The sequence below is a fragment of the Variovorax sp. 01T432 genome (genome assembly GCF_056398605.1).
In genome coordinates this window covers 1-470 of the sequence record NZ_JBFTPS010000163.1, presented here as the reverse complement: position 1 = coordinate 470, position 470 = coordinate 1, and the positions used below count along the sequence as shown (strand labels likewise).

The following is a 470-nucleotide window of genomic DNA, read 5'->3' as shown; positions in this document are numbered from 1 at the left end:
GGGCAGGAGGCACTATGCTCCTTTCCGAACTACGGCCTTGCGTCCAGCTTCTTGATCGCGGCGATGGATTCGTGCCGTGCCTCGATCAGCGCTTGCTCCTCGGACCGCGCGCCCGATTCACAGTTCTCGACCGGGTTTCGATCATCGATCTGGTACGACCAACKCCAACGCGCWTCGGCCTGCCAGACGTTGATCGTGACCTGGTGACCATGGTGTTCAAAGCTCGTGTCCGCCATGTGGTGCCTCCGGCAGTSGGGTCCGCAKTGTGAAGGAATGCCGCTTCAGCGACGGCGGAGGGTSCGCTCTGGCCGTGTGATCTCGCGCCTCTCGCCCGCTGCAGGGGGCAGCGCGGAAGAATTCTTGCCGCCCGTCGTCACTGCGCCATTGCCTGGCTAGCAGCGGGGTCAGAGCCTCGGCTTCACGAAGCCGGCCGCGTTCTCGTCAGCGCCGGGCTCGCCTTCGTCAGAGTG

The 470-nt window shown here is 64.7% G+C and carries 1 protein-coding gene; it reads right to left on the bottom strand.

What is annotated here, in order from left to right:
- Positions 1-29: 29 nt before the first annotated feature.
- Positions 30-236: a hypothetical protein gene (locus AC1DNF_RS35800; RefSeq protein ID WP_478153685.1), complete on the bottom strand. Its 207-nt coding sequence runs from the start codon at positions 234-236 to the stop codon at positions 30-32.
- Between the last annotated feature and the right edge of the window lie 234 nt (positions 237-470).